At 50.3% G+C, this 14,692-nt stretch carries 12 protein-coding genes; 11 read left to right on the forward strand and 1 reads right to left on the reverse strand.

Going from position 1 to position 14,692, the window contains the following annotated elements:
• From HV477_RS25310 to HV477_RS25355, 10 genes are all read left to right on the forward strand, one after another.
• A partial coding sequence (locus HV477_RS25310) for an elongation factor Tu (RefSeq protein WP_000531011.1) occupies positions 1 to 118 on the forward strand: 118 nt, incomplete at its 5' end.
• A 229-nt stretch (positions 119 to 347) separates the two neighbouring features.
• On the forward strand, positions 348 to 731 hold the full coding sequence (secE, locus tag HV477_RS25315) for a preprotein translocase subunit SecE (protein ID WP_001275691.1): 384 nt from the start codon (positions 348 to 350) through the stop codon (positions 729 to 731).
• Position 732: 1 nt separating this feature from the next.
• Positions 733 to 1,278: a transcription termination/antitermination protein NusG gene (gene nusG, locus HV477_RS25320; protein WP_001287521.1), complete on the forward strand. Its 546-nt coding sequence runs from the start codon at positions 733 to 735 to the stop codon at positions 1,276 to 1,278.
• A gap of 157 nt (positions 1,279 to 1,435) precedes the next feature.
• Positions 1,436 to 1,864, forward strand: coding sequence for a 50S ribosomal protein L11 (gene rplK / locus HV477_RS25325; RefSeq protein ID WP_001085926.1), 429 nt, complete (start codon positions 1,436 to 1,438; stop codon positions 1,862 to 1,864).
• Between the two features lie 3 nt (positions 1,865 to 1,867).
• Complete coding sequence (rplA, locus tag HV477_RS25330) at positions 1,868 to 2,572, forward strand: 50S ribosomal protein L1 (protein ID WP_001096676.1); 705 nt, start codon at positions 1,868 to 1,870, stop codon at positions 2,570 to 2,572.
• A 415-nt stretch (positions 2,573 to 2,987) separates the two neighbouring features.
• Positions 2,988 to 3,485, forward strand: a complete 498-nt coding sequence (gene rplJ, locus HV477_RS25335) for a 50S ribosomal protein L10 (protein WP_001207203.1) — start codon at positions 2,988 to 2,990, stop codon at positions 3,483 to 3,485.
• A 66-nt stretch (positions 3,486 to 3,551) separates the two neighbouring features.
• On the forward strand, positions 3,552 to 3,917 hold the full coding sequence (gene rplL, locus HV477_RS25340; protein WP_000028882.1) for a 50S ribosomal protein L7/L12: 366 nt from the start codon (positions 3,552 to 3,554) through the stop codon (positions 3,915 to 3,917).
• 317 nt (positions 3,918 to 4,234) lie between these two features.
• Positions 4,235 to 8,263 (forward strand): DNA-directed RNA polymerase subunit beta, encoded by a 4,029-nt coding sequence (gene rpoB / locus HV477_RS25345; protein WP_000263105.1) that lies wholly within the window; start codon positions 4,235 to 4,237, stop codon positions 8,261 to 8,263.
• Between the two features lie 76 nt (positions 8,264 to 8,339).
• Positions 8,340 to 12,563 carry a DNA-directed RNA polymerase subunit beta' gene (gene rpoC / locus HV477_RS25350; protein ID WP_000653965.1) on the forward strand — a complete coding sequence of 1,408 codons (4,224 nt, stop codon included), beginning with the start codon at positions 8,340 to 8,342 and terminating at the stop codon, positions 12,561 to 12,563.
• Between the two features lie 41 nt (positions 12,564 to 12,604).
• A complete protein-coding gene (locus HV477_RS25355; protein ID WP_079898848.1) occupies positions 12,605 to 12,931 on the forward strand; it encodes a hypothetical protein in 327 nt (108 codons plus the stop codon).
• 1 nt (position 12,932) lies between these two features.
• Here HV477_RS25355 and HV477_RS25360 read toward each other — a convergent pair whose 3' ends face one another.
• Positions 12,933 to 13,277 carry a cytoplasmic protein gene (locus HV477_RS25360; RefSeq protein ID WP_175065522.1) on the reverse strand — a complete coding sequence of 115 codons (345 nt, stop codon included), beginning with the start codon at positions 13,275 to 13,277 and terminating at the stop codon, positions 12,933 to 12,935.
• A gap of 380 nt (positions 13,278 to 13,657) precedes the next feature.
• Here HV477_RS25360 and HV477_RS25365 point away from each other — a divergent pair, with 380 nt between their 5' ends.
• Positions 13,658 to 14,686 carry a type III secretion system effector arginine glycosyltransferase SseK1 gene (locus HV477_RS25365; RefSeq protein ID WP_131535502.1) on the forward strand — a complete coding sequence of 343 codons (1,029 nt, stop codon included), beginning with the start codon at positions 13,658 to 13,660 and terminating at the stop codon, positions 14,684 to 14,686.
• Positions 14,687 to 14,692: the final 6 nt, after the last annotated feature.

A 14,692-nucleotide genomic window follows, 5' to 3' on the forward strand; every position in this document is an offset into this window, starting at 1 on the left:
CATCAAAATGGTTGTTACCCTGATCCACCCGATCGCGATGGACGACGGTCTGCGTTTCGCAATCCGTGAAGGCGGCCGTACCGTTGGCGCGGGCGTTGTTGCTAAAGTTCTCGGCTAATCGCTGATAACATTTGACGCAATGCGCAATAAAAGGGCATCATTTGATGCCCTTTTTGCACGCTTTCACACCAGAACCTGGCTCATCAGTGATTTTATTTGTCATAATCATTGCTGAGACAGGCTCTGTAGAGGGCGTATAATCCGAAAGGCGAATAAGCGTTTCGATTTGGATTGCCTCGCGATTGCGGGGTGAAAATGTTTGTAGAATACTTCTGACAGGTTGGTTTATGAGTGCGAATACCGAAGCTCAAGGGAGCGGGCGCGGCCTGGAAGCGATGAAGTGGATAGTTGTTGCCATATTGCTGATCGTCGCAATCGTCGGCAACTACCTCTATCGCGACATGATGCTGCCGCTGCGTGCGCTGGCCGTAGTAATTCTGATTGCTGCAGCGGGTGGTGTCGCGCTGTTGACGACAAAAGGTAAAGCAACCGTTGCTTTTGCCCGTGAAGCGAGAACCGAAGTCCGTAAGGTCATTTGGCCGACTCGCCAGGAAACGCTGCACACCACGCTGATCGTCGCTGCGGTTACCGCAGTTATGTCACTGATCCTGTGGGGACTGGATGGTATTCTGGTTCGCCTGGTATCCTTTATCACTGGCCTGAGGTTCTGAGATGTCTGAAGCACCTAAAAAGCGCTGGTACGTCGTTCAGGCGTTTTCCGGTTTTGAAGGCCGCGTAGCCACATCGCTGCGCGAGCATATCAAATTACACAATATGGAAGAGCTGTTTGGCGAAGTCATGGTGCCGACTGAAGAAGTCGTTGAGATCCGTGGCGGCCAGCGTCGCAAAAGCGAACGCAAATTCTTCCCGGGTTACGTTCTGGTCCAGATGGTCATGAACGACGCAAGCTGGCACCTGGTGCGCAGCGTGCCGCGTGTGATGGGCTTTATCGGCGGTACCTCTGACCGTCCGGCGCCGATCAGCGACAAAGAAGTCGATGCGATCATGAACCGCCTGCAGCAGGTTGGCGATAAGCCGCGGCCGAAAACTCTGTTTGAACCGGGTGAAATGGTTCGTGTTAACGACGGTCCGTTCGCAGACTTTAACGGCGTTGTCGAAGAAGTTGATTATGAGAAGTCTCGCCTGAAAGTGTCTGTTTCTATCTTCGGTCGTGCGACCCCGGTAGAGCTGGACTTCAGCCAGGTTGAGAAAGCGTAAGGCTGCGATCAAAAAAGCAGCGATCTAATCGTTGCATAGGGCGCGAAATTGACATACAATTTCGCGCCTTTTGTTTTTATGGGCCTTATGCCCATAAAGCGATATTTATCACGGGGAGCTTCTTTGAAGCGATACTACCCAATTCGAGGAATTTAGAATGGCTAAGAAAGTACAAGCCTACGTCAAGCTGCAGGTTGCAGCTGGTATGGCGAACCCGAGTCCGCCGGTTGGTCCAGCACTGGGTCAGCAGGGTGTGAACATCATGGAATTCTGCAAAGCGTTCAACGCAAAAACGGATTCCATCGAAAAAGGTCTGCCGATTCCGGTTGTTATTACCGTTTACGCTGACCGTTCTTTCACCTTCGTTACCAAAACGCCTCCGGCAGCTGTTCTGCTGAAAAAAGCGGCTGGTATCAAGTCTGGTTCCGGCAAGCCGAACAAAGACAAAGTAGGTAAAATTTCCCGCGCTCAGCTGCAGGAAATCGCGCAGACCAAAGCTGCCGACATGACCGGTGCCGACATTGAAGCGATGACTCGCTCCATCGAAGGTACTGCACGTTCCATGGGCCTGGTAGTGGAGGACTAAGAAATGGCTAAACTGACCAAGCGTATGCGCGTGATCCGTGAAAAAGTTGATGCGACCAAACAGTACGACATCAACGAAGCTATTGCCCTGCTGAAAGAGCTGGCCACTGCTAAATTCAACGAAAGCGTTGACGTTGCCGTTAACCTCGGCATCGACGCTCGTAAATCTGACCAGAACGTTCGTGGCGCGACTGTACTGCCGCACGGTACTGGCCGTTCTGTTCGCGTTGCCGTATTTACCCAGGGCCCGAACGCTGAAGCAGCTAAAGCTGCTGGCGCTGAGCTGGTAGGTATGGAAGATCTGGCTGACCAGATCAAGAAAGGCGAAATGAACTTCGACGTTGTTATCGCATCCCCGGATGCAATGCGCGTTGTTGGCCAGCTGGGCCAGGTTCTGGGTCCGCGCGGCCTGATGCCAAACCCGAAAGTCGGTACCGTAACTCCGAACGTTGCTGAAGCGGTTAAGAACGCTAAAGCAGGTCAGGTTCGTTACCGTAACGACAAAAACGGCATCATCCACACCACCATCGGTAAAGTGGACTTTGACGCTGACAAACTGAAAGAAAACCTGGAAGCTCTGCTGGTTGCGCTGAAAAAAGCAAAACCGAGCCAGGCGAAAGGCGTGTACATCAAGAAAGTTAGCATCTCCACCACCATGGGTGCTGGCGTTGCCGTTGATCAGGCTGGTCTGAGCGCATCTGCGAACTAAGATTAGTCTTTACGTGGGCGGTGATTTTGTCTACAATCTTACCCCCACGTATTCTGCTAATTGCAGACGTATATCCGAGATATTCGGGTTGTGGCAAGGCGGCAAGTGAGTGAGTCGCCAGGAGCATAGCTAACTATGTGACTGGTGCGAACGAAGGAAGCCAACGCCGCCACAAGCTGAATAGCGACGGATAGACAAGATTTGTTCGTTGGAGCCTGGCCTATCCAGGCCTCCGTCGAAGACCGCAGGCGTCTCGCAAGAGGCTTAATCCCCTGCGTAGACGGTGACAGAACGCTAAGATTATTTTTGATACTCTGGCTTGTTTCTGCTCACCGTATTAAGACGCTCTTCTCGTTGAGATGAGTGAAGTGAGTTCCGGAACATGAGTTCCGGCAAACATCCAGGAGCAAAGCTAATGGCTTTAAATCTTCAAGACAAACAAGCGATTGTTGCTGAAGTCAGCGAAGTAGCCAAAGGCGCGCTGTCTGCAGTAGTTGCGGATTCCCGTGGCGTAACTGTAGATAAAATGACTGAACTGCGTAAAGCAGGTCGTGAAGCTGGCGTATACATGCGTGTTGTTCGTAACACCCTGCTGCGCCGCGTCGTTGAAGGTACTCAGTTCGAGTGCCTGAAAGACACGTTTGTTGGTCCGACCCTGATTGCATACTCTATGGAACACCCGGGCGCTGCTGCTCGTCTGTTCAAAGAGTTCGCGAAAGCGAATGCAAAATTTGAGGTCAAAGCTGCAGCCTTTGAAGGTGAGCTGATCCCGGCGTCTCAGATCGACCGCCTGGCAACTCTGCCGACCTACGAAGAAGCAATTGCACGCCTGATGGCAACCATGAAAGAAGCTTCGGCTGGCAAACTGGTTCGCACACTGGCTGCTGTACGCGATGCAAAAGAAGCTGCGTAATCGCAGTTGTCTTTATCAAGCATTTGCTTACGTATAAACTTATTCTGATATTCAGGAACAATTTAAATGTCTATCACTAAAGATCAAATCATTGAAGCAGTATCCGCTATGTCCGTAATGGACGTTGTAGAACTGATTTCTGCAATGGAAGAAAAATTCGGTGTTTCCGCTGCTGCTGCTGTAGCTGTAGCTGCTGGCCCGGCTGAAGCTGCTGAAGAAAAAACTGAATTCGACGTAATTCTGAAAGCTGCTGGCGCTAACAAAGTTGCTGTTATCAAAGCAGTACGTGGCGCAACTGGCCTGGGTCTGAAAGAAGCTAAAGACCTGGTAGAATCTGCTCCGGCCGCTCTGAAAGAAGGCGTGAGCAAAGATGACGCTGAAGCACTGAAAAAATCTCTGGAAGAAGCTGGCGCTGAAGTTGAAGTTAAATAAGCCAACCCTTCCGGTTGCAGCCTGAGAAATCAGGCTGATGGCTGGTGACTTTTTAGTCACCAGCCTTTTTGCGCTGTAAGGCGCCAGTAGCGTTTCACACTGTTTGACTACTGCTGTGCCTTTCAATGCTTGTTTCTATCGACGACTTAATATACTGCGACAGAGCGTACGTTCTGTGTAAATCGCAATGAAATGGTTTAAGCGTGATAGCAACAGGCATTGCGGAAAGTATCCATTTTCCGGTCAACAAAATAGTGTTGCACAAACTGTCCCCCGCAGGACAGATGGGTCGACTTGTCAGCGAGCTGAGGAACCCTATGGTTTACTCCTATACCGAGAAAAAACGTATTCGTAAGGATTTTGGTAAACGTCCACAAGTTCTGGATGTACCTTATCTCCTTTCTATCCAGCTTGACTCGTTTCAGAAGTTTATCGAGCAAGATCCTGAAGGGCAGTACGGCCTGGAAGCAGCCTTCCGTTCCGTGTTCCCGATTCAGAGCTACAGCGGTAATTCCGAGCTGCAGTACGTCAGCTACCGCCTTGGCGAACCGGTGTTTGACGTTCAGGAATGTCAGATCCGTGGCGTGACCTATTCCGCACCGCTGCGCGTAAAACTGCGTCTGGTGATCTACGAGCGCGAAGCGCCGGAAGGCACCGTAAAAGACATTAAAGAACAAGAAGTCTACATGGGCGAAATTCCGCTCATGACCGACAACGGTACCTTTGTTATCAACGGTACTGAGCGTGTTATCGTTTCTCAGCTGCACCGTAGTCCTGGCGTCTTCTTTGACTCCGACAAAGGTAAAACCCACTCTTCGGGTAAAGTGCTGTATAACGCGCGCATCATTCCTTACCGTGGTTCCTGGCTGGACTTCGAATTCGATCCGAAGGACAACCTGTTCGTACGTATCGACCGTCGCCGTAAACTGCCTGCGACCATCATCCTGCGTGCGCTGAACTACACCACTGAGCAGATCCTTGACTTGTTCTTTGAGAAAGTCGTCTTCGAAATTCGCGACAACAAGCTGCAGATGGAGCTGATTCCAGAACGTCTGCGCGGCGAAACCGCGTCGTTCGATATCGAAGCTAACGGCAAAGTGTACGTTGAAAAAGGCCGTCGCATTACCGCGCGTCACATCCGTCAGCTGGAAAAAGACGATATCAAGCATATCGAAGTTCCGGTTGAGTACATCGCAGGTAAAGTCGTCTCTAAAGACTACGTTGACGAATCCACTGGCGAGCTGATCTGCGCGGCGAACATGGAGCTGAGCCTGGATCTGCTGGCTAAGCTGAGCCAGTCCGGCCACAAACGTATCGAAACGCTGTTTACCAACGATCTGGACCACGGCCCGTACATTTCTGAAACGGTACGCGTCGACCCAACTAACGATCGTCTGAGCGCGCTGGTAGAAATCTACCGCATGATGCGCCCTGGTGAGCCGCCGACTCGTGAAGCGGCTGAAAGCCTGTTCGAGAACCTGTTCTTCTCCGAAGACCGCTATGACCTGTCTGCGGTGGGTCGTATGAAGTTCAACCGTTCTCTGCTGCGCGACGAAATCGAAGGTTCCGGTATCCTGAGCAAAGACGACATCATTGATGTCATGAAGAAGCTCATCGATATCCGTAACGGTAAAGGCGAAGTGGATGATATCGACCACCTCGGCAACCGTCGTATCCGTTCCGTCGGCGAAATGGCGGAAAACCAGTTCCGCGTTGGCCTGGTGCGTGTAGAGCGTGCGGTGAAAGAGCGTCTGTCTCTGGGCGATCTGGATACCCTGATGCCTCAGGATATGATCAACGCCAAGCCGATTTCCGCCGCAGTGAAAGAGTTCTTTGGTTCCAGCCAGCTGTCTCAGTTTATGGACCAGAACAACCCGCTGTCTGAGATTACGCACAAACGTCGTATCTCCGCACTCGGCCCAGGCGGTCTGACCCGCGAACGCGCAGGCTTCGAAGTTCGAGACGTACACCCGACGCACTACGGTCGCGTATGTCCAATCGAAACGCCGGAAGGTCCGAACATCGGTCTGATCAACTCCCTGTCCGTGTACGCACAGACTAACGAATATGGCTTCCTTGAGACGCCGTACCGTCGTGTGGTTGATGGCGTGGTCACTGACGAAATTCATTACCTGTCTGCTATCGAAGAAGGCAACTACGTTATCGCTCAGGCGAACTCCAACCTGGATGACGAAGGCCACTTTGTAGAAGATCTGGTGACCTGCCGTAGCAAAGGCGAATCCAGCTTGTTCAGCCGCGACCAGGTTGACTACATGGACGTTTCCACCCAGCAGGTGGTCTCCGTCGGTGCGTCCCTGATCCCGTTCCTGGAACACGATGACGCCAACCGTGCATTGATGGGTGCGAACATGCAACGTCAGGCGGTTCCGACTCTGCGCGCTGACAAGCCGCTGGTGGGTACCGGTATGGAACGTGCTGTCGCCGTCGACTCCGGTGTTACTGCAGTAGCTAAACGTGGCGGTACTGTTCAGTACGTGGATGCGTCCCGTATCGTTATCAAAGTTAACGAAGACGAGATGTACCCGGGTGAAGCAGGTATCGACATCTATAACCTGACCAAATACACCCGTTCTAACCAGAACACCTGTATCAACCAGATGCCATGTGTGTCTCTGGGCGAGCCGGTTGAGCGCGGCGACGTGCTGGCAGACGGTCCGTCCACCGACCTCGGTGAACTGGCGCTCGGTCAGAACATGCGCGTGGCGTTCATGCCGTGGAACGGCTACAACTTCGAAGACTCCATCCTCGTTTCCGAGCGTGTTGTCCAGGAAGACCGTTTCACCACCATCCACATTCAGGAACTGGCGTGCGTGTCCCGTGACACCAAGCTGGGGCCGGAAGAGATCACCGCTGACATCCCGAACGTGGGTGAAGCTGCGCTCTCCAAACTGGATGAATCCGGTATCGTTTACATCGGCGCGGAAGTAACCGGCGGCGACATTCTGGTCGGTAAGGTGACGCCGAAAGGTGAAACCCAGCTGACGCCGGAAGAGAAACTGCTGCGTGCGATCTTCGGTGAGAAAGCGTCTGACGTTAAAGACTCTTCTCTGCGCGTACCTAACGGTGTCTCCGGTACGGTTATCGACGTTCAGGTCTTTACTCGCGATGGCGTAGAAAAAGACAAACGTGCTCTGGAAATCGAAGAGATGCAGCTCAAGCAGGCGAAAAAAGACCTGTCTGAAGAACTGCAGATCCTTGAAGCGGGCCTGTTTAGCCGTATCCGTGCGGTACTGGTGTCCGGCGGCGTTGAAGCTGAGAAGCTCGACAAACTGCCGCGCGACCGCTGGCTGGAACTCGGTCTGACCGACGAAGAGAAACAAAATCAGCTGGAACAACTGGCTGAGCAGTATGACGAACTGAAACACGAGTTCGAGAAAAAACTTGAAGCGAAGCGCCGTAAAATCACCCAGGGCGACGATCTGGCGCCGGGCGTGCTGAAGATCGTGAAGGTCTATCTGGCCGTTAAACGCCGTATCCAGCCGGGTGATAAGATGGCAGGTCGTCACGGTAACAAGGGTGTTATCTCTAAGATCAACCCGATCGAAGACATGCCTTACGATGAAAACGGCACGCCGGTCGACATCGTACTGAACCCGCTGGGCGTACCGTCTCGTATGAACATCGGTCAGATTCTGGAAACCCACCTGGGTATGGCTGCGAAAGGTATTGGCGACAAGATTAACGCCATGCTGAAACAGCAGCAGGAAGTCGCCAAACTGCGCGAATTCATCCAGCGTGCCTACGATCTGGGCGCCGACGTTCGTCAGAAAGTCGACCTGAGCACCTTCAGCGATGATGAAGTGCTGCGTCTGGCAGAAAACCTGCGCAAAGGTATGCCGATTGCCACACCAGTGTTCGACGGTGCGAAAGAAGCGGAAATCAAAGAGCTGCTGAAACTGGGCGACCTGCCGACATCCGGTCAGATCACCCTGTTCGATGGCCGTACGGGTGAACAGTTCGAACGTCCGGTAACCGTCGGTTACATGTACATGCTGAAACTGAACCACCTGGTTGATGACAAGATGCATGCGCGTTCTACCGGTTCTTACAGCCTGGTTACTCAGCAGCCGCTGGGTGGTAAGGCGCAGTTCGGTGGTCAGCGCTTCGGGGAGATGGAAGTGTGGGCGCTGGAAGCTTACGGCGCCGCCTACACCCTGCAGGAAATGCTCACCGTTAAGTCTGATGACGTGAATGGTCGTACCAAGATGTATAAGAACATCGTAGACGGCAACCATCAGATGGAACCGGGTATGCCGGAATCCTTCAACGTTCTGTTGAAAGAGATCCGCTCGCTGGGCATCAACATCGAACTGGAAGACGAGTAATTCTCGCTCAAACAGGTCACTGGTGTCGGGGTAAAACCCGATACCAGATTGTGCTAACTCCGACGGGAGCAAATCCGTGAAAGATTTATTAAAGTTTCTGAAAGCGCAGACTAAAACCGAAGAGTTTGATGCGATCAAAATTGCTCTGGCTTCGCCAGACATGATCCGTTCATGGTCTTTCGGTGAAGTTAAAAAGCCGGAAACCATCAACTACCGTACGTTCAAACCTGAGCGTGACGGCCTTTTCTGCGCCCGTATCTTTGGGCCGGTAAAAGACTACGAGTGCCTGTGCGGTAAGTACAAGCGCCTGAAACACCGTGGTGTTATTTGTGAGAAGTGCGGCGTTGAAGTGACCCAGACTAAAGTACGCCGTGAGCGTATGGGCCACATCGAGCTGGCGTCTCCGACTGCTCACATCTGGTTCCTGAAATCGCTGCCGTCCCGTATCGGTCTGCTGCTCGATATGCCGCTGCGCGATATCGAACGCGTACTGTACTTCGAATCTTATGTGGTTATCGAAGGCGGTATGACCAACCTGGAACGTCAACAGATCCTGACTGAAGAGCAGTATCTGGACGCGCTGGAAGAGTTCGGTGACGAATTCGACGCGAAGATGGGTGCGGAAGCTATCCAGGCCCTGCTGAAGAGCATGGATCTGGAGCAAGAGTGTGAAACTCTGCGCGAAGAGCTGAACGAAACCAACTCCGAAACCAAGCGTAAAAAGCTGACCAAGCGTATCAAACTGCTGGAAGCCTTCGTTCAGTCTGGCAACAAGCCAGAGTGGATGATCCTGACCGTTCTGCCGGTTCTGCCGCCAGATCTGCGTCCGCTGGTTCCGCTGGATGGTGGTCGTTTCGCCACGTCAGATCTGAACGATCTGTATCGTCGCGTCATTAACCGTAACAACCGTCTGAAACGTCTGCTGGATCTGGCTGCGCCGGACATCATCGTACGCAACGAAAAACGTATGCTGCAGGAAGCGGTTGACGCCCTGCTGGATAACGGTCGTCGCGGTCGTGCGATCACCGGTTCTAACAAGCGTCCTCTGAAATCTTTGGCCGACATGATCAAAGGTAAGCAGGGTCGTTTCCGTCAGAACCTGCTCGGTAAGCGTGTTGACTACTCCGGTCGTTCTGTAATCACCGTAGGTCCATACCTGCGTCTGCACCAGTGCGGTCTGCCGAAGAAAATGGCGCTGGAGCTGTTCAAACCGTTCATCTACGGCAAGCTGGAACTGCGTGGCCTTGCCACCACCATCAAAGCCGCGAAGAAAATGGTTGAGCGTGAAGAAGCTGTCGTTTGGGATATCCTTGACGAAGTTATCCGCGAACACCCGGTACTGCTGAACCGTGCGCCGACTCTGCACCGTCTGGGTATCCAGGCATTTGAACCGGTACTGATCGAAGGTAAAGCTATCCAGCTGCACCCGCTGGTTTGTGCGGCATATAACGCCGACTTCGATGGTGACCAGATGGCTGTTCACGTACCGCTGACGCTGGAAGCCCAGCTTGAAGCGCGTGCGCTGATGATGTCTACCAACAACATCCTGTCTCCGGCGAACGGCGAACCTATCATCGTTCCGTCTCAGGACGTGGTACTGGGTCTGTACTACATGACCCGTGACTGTGTTAACGCCAAAGGCGAAGGCATGGTGCTGACTGGCCCGAAAGAAGCTGAGCGTATCTATCGCGCAGGTCTGGCCTCTCTGCATGCGCGCGTTAAAGTGCGTATCACTGAATATGAAAAAGATGAAAACGGCGAATTCGTTGCGCACACCAGCCTGAAAGACACGACCGTTGGTCGCGCCATTCTGTGGATGATCGTACCGAAAGGTCTGCCTTTCTCCATCGTCAACCAGGCGCTGGGCAAGAAAGCGATCTCCAAAATGCTGAACACTTGCTACCGTATTCTGGGCCTGAAACCGACCGTTATTTTTGCGGACCAGACGATGTACACCGGCTTTGCTTATGCAGCGCGTTCAGGTGCGTCCGTTGGTATTGATGACATGGTCATCCCGGAGAAAAAACACGAGATCATCTCTGAGGCGGAAGCTGAAGTTGCTGAGATCCAGGAGCAGTTCCAGTCTGGTCTGGTAACCGCTGGCGAACGCTATAACAAAGTTATCGATATCTGGGCTGCGGCGAACGATCGTGTATCCAAAGCGATGATGGATAACCTGCAAACCGAAACCGTGATTAACCGTGACGGCCAGGAAGAGCAGCAGGTCTCCTTCAACAGCATCTATATGATGGCCGACTCCGGTGCGCGTGGTTCTGCGGCACAGATTCGTCAGCTGGCAGGTATGCGTGGTCTGATGGCGAAGCCGGATGGCTCCATCATCGAAACGCCAATCACCGCGAACTTCCGTGAAGGTCTGAACGTACTCCAGTACTTCATCTCCACGCACGGTGCGCGTAAAGGTCTGGCGGATACCGCACTGAAAACCGCGAACTCCGGTTATCTGACCCGTCGTCTGGTTGACGTCGCGCAGGATCTGGTAGTGACCGAAGATGACTGTGGTACGCACGAAGGTATCCTGATGACCCCGGTTATCGAGGGTGGCGACGTGAAAGAGCCGCTGCGTGACCGCGTTCTGGGTCGTGTGACGGCGGAAGATGTGCTGAAACCGGGTACCGCGGACATTCTGGTTCCACGCAACACGCTGCTGCACGAACAGTGGTGTGACCTGCTGGAAGCAAACTCCGTTGACGCCGTTAAAGTGCGTTCTGTTGTATCCTGCGACACCGACTTTGGTGTATGTGCGCACTGCTATGGTCGTGACCTGGCGCGTGGCCACATCATCAACAAAGGTGAAGCTATCGGCGTTATCGCGGCACAGTCCATCGGTGAACCGGGTACACAGCTGACGATGCGTACGTTCCACATCGGTGGTGCGGCATCGCGTGCGGCTGCTGAATCCAGCATCCAGGTTAAGAACAAAGGTAGCATCAAGCTCAGCAACGTGAAGTCGGTTGTGAACTCCAGCGGTAAACTGGTTATCACTTCCCGTAACACCGAACTGAAGCTGATCGACGAATTCGGTCGTACCAAAGAGAGCTATAAAGTGCCTTATGGCGCTGTCATGGCGAAAGGTGATGGCGAGCAGGTTGCCGGCGGCGAAACCGTGGCAAACTGGGACCCGCACACCATGCCGGTTATCACCGAAGTGAGTGGTTTCATCCGCTTCACTGACATGATCGACGGTCAGACCATTACGCGTCAGACCGACGAACTGACCGGTTTGTCTTCGCTGGTGGTTCTGGATTCGGCTGAACGTACTACCGGTGGTAAAGATCTGCGTCCGGCGCTGAAAATCGTTGATGCTCAGGGTAATGACGTTCTGATCCCGGGTACCGATATGCCTGCGCAGTACTTCCTGCCGGGTAAAGCGATTGTACAGCTGGAAGATGGCGTACAGATCAGTTCTGGTGACACCCTGGCGCGTATTCCGCAGGAATCCGGCGGTACCAAGGATATTACCGGTGGTCTGCCGCGCGTTGCGGATCTGTTCGAAGCGCGTCGTCCGAAAGAGCCGGCAATCCTTGCTGAAATCGCAGGTATCGTTTCCTTCGGTAAAGAAACCAAAGGCAAACGTCGTCTGGTGATCACGCCGGTTGATGGTAGTGACCCGTACGAAGAGATGATTCCGAAATGGCGTCAGCTCAACGTGTTCGAAGGGGAACGTGTAGAACGTGGTGATGTGATTTCCGACGGTCCGGAAGCGCCGCACGACATTCTGCGTCTGCGTGGCGTTCATGCTGTGACGCGTTACATTGTTAACGAAGTTCAGGATGTATACCGTCTGCAGGGCGTTAAGATTAACGATAAACACATCGAAGTTATCGTTCGTCAGATGCTGCGTAAAGCGACCATCGAAAGCGCCGGTAGTTCCGACTTCCTGGAAGGCGAACAGGTTGAATACTCTCGCGTCAAGATCGCTAACCGCGAGCTGGAAGCGAATGGCAAAGTGGGGGCTACCTTCTCCCGCGATCTGCTGGGTATCACCAAAGCGTCTCTGGCAACCGAATCGTTCATCTCTGCCGCATCGTTCCAGGAGACCACGCGTGTCCTGACCGAAGCAGCCGTTGCGGGTAAACGCGACGAACTGCGCGGCCTGAAAGAGAACGTTATCGTGGGTCGTCTGATTCCGGCCGGTACCGGTTATGCGTACCACCAGGATCGTATGCGCCGTCGCGCCGCGGGCGAGCAGCCAGCAACACCGCAGGTCACTGCGGAAGATGCATCTGCAAGCCTGGCAGAGCTGCTGAACGCAGGTCTGGGCGGTTCTGATAACGAGTAATCGTTAAATGGTGGAGGGGTATTTATCCCTCCACCAGCTTCATGCTGGATACCGAATTCCGGGTCGCTTGCCTACAAGGAAAGAAAATGCCAGCGATTATTTCATTAATCTATTTAATGTTTAGTCTTTTGGTATTTACAAAAAAGATAACCATTTCAAACGTTTTGTCCGCTTTTTTATTGTTTCTATCGTTATATATACTTCACCATAAATCATTACTTATATTTATTTATTGTCTTATTATTATTGTCGCCACCTTTATTCTTCTTCGAGTCAAAATCAGCGCGGATAAAAAAGCCGTATTTTATTTTTCAATGCCATGCTGGCTCTTGATTTTATCTGTAATTATAAATTTAATGAATAAATGAATTATTTTTTCATGACTCTTGTTTCTCGCATTATTGGTGAAAACTCACTATCACTGGTTATATGAATAAATTGTCCAGTTTTTTCATTATATTTTGCCATCGCACAGGGAAGACTATTACCGCCGTTAGCCATAACAAATTTTGCTTTTGTATTACGATAAAGATTGACGCCAGGAATGGGGTCTTGACCGAATGTATAAGGCGTTGGGACAATCACATTATGTTTGTTTGAGAACCACTTTGCTAAAATCCCGTCAACGCCATCAACCGGCGTAATAAAAGTAGAGAATCCACAATACTCAAAATTGAAATTTTTTACCATTGGGTTTGATTTTTTCTGTAACATTGAGTCCAAATGTGACTTTAAATTTATCCCATAAATCTAAGTTATTAAAGTCTATTGGCTCGCCATTATAAAATGCCTGCTGTTCATACATTAAATGATAAACCTGTTTTATTGATTGTTTACACGGGATATTTTAAATTATTAAATGGAGTATTTAATTCCATTAAGGTCTTTGTTTGCTCTTATTACAGGAATTATAAATATGATGCCATTTCTGGAATAAAAATAAAGTTAATAAATTATTTATTTAATTGCTCACTAGTAAGATATTTATGTATCCATCGGTTAATGCTTAGTTTAACATCTTTTAGCTGACAGCGATTGCAGCGCTAAAAAACATGTGCTAATAATCATCATGTAAAATATGTAATGAAGTAAGTATGGAGCATTTAATTGTTATGATCCCACCATTAAATAGATATGTTCCCGCGCTTTCAAAAAATGAATTGGTTAAAACTGTTACCGACAGGGACATTCAGTTTACAAGTTTTAATGGAAAAGATTATCCCTTGTGCTTTTTAGATGAGAAAACCCCTCTTCTTTTCCAGTGGTTTGAGCGGAATCCTGCTCGCTTTGGGAAAAATGATATACCTATAATTAACACAGAGAAAAACCCCTACCTTAACAATATCATTAAAGCAGCAACAATTGAAAAAGAACGTCTTATAGGTATTTTTGTAGATGGTGATTTTTTTCCGGGACAAAAGGATGCTTTTTCAAAACTTGAGTATGACTATGAAAACATAAAAGTCATATATAGAAATGATATTGACTTTAGCATGTACGATAAAAAATTATCAGAAATTTATATGGAAAATATTTCTAAGCAAGAGTCCATGCCAGAAGAAAAAAGGGATTATCATTTACTGCAGCTATTGAAAAAAGAATTGAGTGATATTCAAGAGGATAATGATTCATTAATTAAATCTTACTTACTGGATAAAGGCCATGTATGGTTTGATTTTTACAGGAATATGGCTATGTTAAAGGCTGGTCAGTTATTCCTGGAGGCGGATAAGGTTGGGTGTTATGATTTATCAACAAATAGTGGGTGTATATATCTCGATGCTGATATGATTATCACGGAAAAATTGGGGGGTATATATATTCCGGATGGAATCGCTGTTCATGTAGAAAGGATAGATGGCCGTGCTTCTATGGAGAACGGGATAATAGCTGTTGATCGCAATAACCACCCGGCTTTACTTGCTGGATTGGAAATAATGCATGCTAAATTTGATGCTGATCCCTATTCCGATGGTGTATGTAATGGAATTAGAAAACATTTTAATTATTCTTTAAATGAAGATTATAATTCTTTTTGCGATTTTATTGAGTTTAAGCATGATAACATTATAATGAATACCAGTCAGTTTACGCAAAGTTCATGGGCGAGGCATGTGCAGTAGTGGAAA

It is taken from the genome of Salmonella sp. SG203, from assembly GCF_013350575.1.
GTDB classification, from domain to species: domain Bacteria; phylum Pseudomonadota; class Gammaproteobacteria; order Enterobacterales; family Enterobacteriaceae; genus Salmonella; species Salmonella enterica.

What these genes read in the sequence shown, in the direction of transcription:
- rplK (WP_001085926.1), top strand. Translation starts at nt 1,436, where the DNA reads ATGGCTAAGAAAGTACAAGCCTACGTCAAGCTGCAGGTTGCAGCTGGT.
- nusG (WP_001287521.1), top strand. Translation starts at nt 733, where the DNA reads ATGTCTGAAGCACCTAAAAAGCGCTGGTACGTCGTTCAGGCGTTTTCC.
- HV477_RS25365 (WP_131535502.1), top strand. Translation starts at nt 13,658, where the DNA reads ATGGAGCATTTAATTGTTATGATCCCACCATTAAATAGATATGTTCCC.
- rplJ (WP_001207203.1), top strand. Translation starts at nt 2,988, where the DNA reads ATGGCTTTAAATCTTCAAGACAAACAAGCGATTGTTGCTGAAGTCAGC.
- HV477_RS25360 (WP_175065522.1), bottom strand. Translation starts at nt 13,277, where the DNA reads ATGTTACAGAAAAAATCAAACCCAATGGTAAAAAATTTCAATTTTGAG.
- HV477_RS25355 (WP_079898848.1), top strand. Translation starts at nt 12,605, where the DNA reads ATGCTGGATACCGAATTCCGGGTCGCTTGCCTACAAGGAAAGAAAATG.
- secE (WP_001275691.1), top strand. Translation starts at nt 348, where the DNA reads ATGAGTGCGAATACCGAAGCTCAAGGGAGCGGGCGCGGCCTGGAAGCG.
- rplL (WP_000028882.1), top strand. Translation starts at nt 3,552, where the DNA reads ATGTCTATCACTAAAGATCAAATCATTGAAGCAGTATCCGCTATGTCC.
- rplA (WP_001096676.1), top strand. Translation starts at nt 1,868, where the DNA reads ATGGCTAAACTGACCAAGCGTATGCGCGTGATCCGTGAAAAAGTTGAT.
- rpoB (WP_000263105.1), top strand. Translation starts at nt 4,235, where the DNA reads ATGGTTTACTCCTATACCGAGAAAAAACGTATTCGTAAGGATTTTGGT.